6 protein-coding genes are annotated in these 2,779 nt (G+C 55.1%); all 6 read right to left on the bottom strand.

Annotation, left to right across the window (positions count from 1 at the left end):
* Positions 1 to 125: 125 nt before the first annotated feature.
* Positions 126 to 428, bottom strand: coding sequence for a hypothetical protein (locus tag ACE3QM_RS22585; protein WP_374425055.1), 303 nt, complete (start codon positions 426 to 428; stop codon positions 126 to 128).
* Between the two features lie 97 nt (positions 429 to 525).
* Positions 526 to 780 (bottom strand): DUF2164 domain-containing protein, encoded by a 255-nt coding sequence (locus ACE3QM_RS22580; protein ID WP_374425053.1) that lies wholly within the window; start codon positions 778 to 780, stop codon positions 526 to 528.
* Positions 781 to 846: 66 nt separating this feature from the next.
* Positions 847 to 1,266, bottom strand: coding sequence for a hypothetical protein (locus tag ACE3QM_RS22575; RefSeq protein WP_374425051.1), 420 nt, complete (start codon positions 1,264 to 1,266; stop codon positions 847 to 849).
* A 3-nt stretch (positions 1,267 to 1,269) separates the two neighbouring features.
* Positions 1,270 to 1,611, bottom strand: coding sequence for a hypothetical protein (locus ACE3QM_RS22570; protein ID WP_374425049.1), 342 nt, complete (start codon positions 1,609 to 1,611; stop codon positions 1,270 to 1,272).
* 184 nt (positions 1,612 to 1,795) lie between these two features.
* Positions 1,796 to 2,113, bottom strand: a complete 318-nt coding sequence (locus tag ACE3QM_RS22565) for a hypothetical protein (protein ID WP_374425047.1) — start codon at positions 2,111 to 2,113, stop codon at positions 1,796 to 1,798.
* Between the two features lie 224 nt (positions 2,114 to 2,337).
* On the bottom strand, positions 2,338 to 2,779 hold a 442-nt coding region (locus ACE3QM_RS22560; RefSeq protein ID WP_374425045.1), incomplete at its 5' end, for a Rap1a/Tai family immunity protein.

Below are 2,779 nucleotides of genomic sequence, written 5' to 3'. Positions count from 1 at the left end.
CCGCCAACAGCAGGAACGGCACCGTGGGCAGGCCCGGCAGCGCCACGCCGATGAAGGCCAGCGCCAGGCAGACATACGCCAGCAGTAGCGCCAGATAACGCGGCATCGCGCTTGCCCGGCCGGGCTCAGCTGCCCCAGTCGGTGAAGATGCCGACGGCCAGTTCGGCCCAGACATACAGGAACGCCGCCGCCACCAGCAGGGCCACCAGCAGGCGGTGTTTCTCCCGCACCTGGCGGGCGATCAGCACGAACAGGCTGCCGGCGCCGAAGATCAGTGCGCCCATCACGATGAAGTCGGTGGCGTCCCAGTTCACCTCGGCGGTGAATTGCATGGCGATCAGCGGAATCAGCAACAGCGCGCCGGTGACCACGGCCAGCCAGGCGAATACGCGGTTGTGCATCAGGAGCTTGTTGGCGCTGGCGAACATGGGGTTGCCCTCGGTATGGTGGGTTTACGCGTGGCTTCTGGATGCAATTTAAGCAGAAAACCCGTCCAAAGTGGGTTGGATACTTGATGTAACCGGCTTATTTCCTGAATTCCGTGGGCAGCTCAAGCTGATAGATGGCGTCCTGAACGTCATCCAGCTTGGCCGCCAACGTCGCTTGGGCGTCTTGCAGGCCGCGGTTGTAGTAATACGCGCCCAGCTCCCGGGAAACGAAGTCGATCAGGAATTCGGCGTCGAACTGGCCGATTTGCTGTCCGAGCTCTTCATTGAAGTAAAGCTGTATTTTTCGGACAAGGGCCGCTTTTTCGTCTTTGCTGAAGTCGATGTCTGGCATGAGGAATGCGCTGTCTGGCTTATGGTTATGCGGGCTTGCCCAATTTAGCCGGAAACGGATCGGCCGTCACTCGGCCGCGTTCTTGGCCTTTCGCGCGGACCGCACGGCGGTGCCCGCGGCGAATAGCAGCACGCCCAGCGCGGCGAAAAACAGGCCGACCGTGAACAGGAACCAGAGCGTACCGTTCCAGCCCGCAAAGTTAAGCGAGGCGTTGCGGGCCAGCGCGACCGATACCGGCAACCACAGCACCGAGCCCGCCAACACGATGGCGGCAATCCGGCCCAGCACCCTGCGCTCCTTGGCCAGCAGATAGCCGGCGCCGGACATGCCCAAGAACACCAGCGCAGCCAACACGTTACCCAGCGGCAGCCCGCCGGGAAGCATGGCGCTCAGGTAATCCGCACCGGACAAGATGGCGAACAGCGAAGATGCAGCCACCAGCAACAGCAAGGCGGCGTACAGTGGGATTCGACCATGGGTTGTCACGATTCAGGTTTCCTCGACTAGCGGAAGCAGGCGCGAATCTTCCAGTGCCGCGAGACGATGGCCGATGCCGGAAAGGTAGTCTTGGTTGGACGCGAATTCCAGAAAGGAGGCGACACTGGCCTGGCGTACAAGCATGGCGGCGTCCCAACGCTCTTCGCTGGGGCCAATCAGAAACCCGCCGCCGTGTCCAAAGAATAGAACCTCGCCGCCGGATTTGGTCAGGTGCGGGAGTGTGTGCTCCATGTAAAGGCGATAAGCGGCCTCTCCCGTTATGGGTGATGTCGGGGCAAGCTCTGGAGTGGCCGAGTAATCCGCGACGGGGCGAAACCGCAGCAGGTTGAGCATCACGACACTGCCGGAAATGCCGCGAGTGAAAAATGCGCGGCCGGATTCTTGCGTCGGTTCTAGGTAGGTCTGAGTAGCGGGCATCAACTCTAGCAGGCCTAACGTAGAGCTAACCGGCGCTGCGCGGCTTTATCGCGCAGCATCCAACGACCGAAGGGAGCGAAGTTGAGCCCCAGGTTAGAACTCATTTGCTCAGACTTAAAAAGAGAATGATTAGAGCAACACCACCAACCAAAAACGCCCAGCCAAACCGAGTCATAAACGGAATAGGGTTCTTTTCGAGCATTGATTCAACATCAGCAGCCTTAAGTTCCCAGCCTCGCTGGCAAATATCACACGCCAAGTGGTATTTTTTTTCTGTGACCCAACGAAGATAGTAGAGATGGGCATACCTGTATTGAATGAATAGCTTGAATGGGCGATCTCTTTCACAAGTTGCGCAGTGCCTTACCTCGACTTGACCAAGGTCAGCGCCTCCACTACCAGAGCCCCAAATTATCATGAATTTCCCTTTCTATATGGTTTGTGCGGACAAGTACGTAGGAGTAACTGAGAGTTCTTCAGCCAAGAAGTTGGAGGGCTCATTTTTCCGCCGCAACCAAGTGGTCAGGCCATGTTCGGCAAAGGAAGCGCTCTGTATTCCGGCGCGCCGTTTTCGAATGGCTGCAATGTAGGCGGACATATTGTCCATCAACGACTTCGACGATTCGCGTTGGGCGTGGGCGGTTATCGACTAGGTTTTTTCTCGCATGGATATTGATCCATTAGGCTATCTATGACGAAGGTATATGCCGGTTCATGCCAGAGTTGGGGGTGATCTCGAAGATCTTTTTTGACAATTTCTAGTATTTGACCCTTCGTTATGCCACGTCCGCTTGGAATGCAGAAAAATCCAAACCCTTTAGTGGCGTCATAAACGCCAAGCACATAGCCCATGAACTCCCCCGAATTATGGCTGCCTGGATTTCTATCGTAATCATTGGCAAGCTTAACAAGCTCGTTTCCATCAAATTGTTTTGCTTTAGATATTGGAGGAAAAACTAAGCCAGCGACAACAAGCATTGCGAAAATAATTATTTTCAGATTCATTGTTTGTAGCCTTATTCTTAAATTATCAAAATCAAAATCAAAATCAAAATCAAAATCAAAATCAAAATCAAAATCAAAA

This window comes from Chromobacterium sp., from assembly GCF_041912965.1.
GTDB classification, from domain to species: Bacteria; Pseudomonadota; Gammaproteobacteria; order Burkholderiales; family Chromobacteriaceae; genus Chromobacterium; species Chromobacterium aquaticum.
Note: the sequence above shows the minus strand (reverse complement) of the source record. Positions and strands in the feature narration are given on the sequence as shown.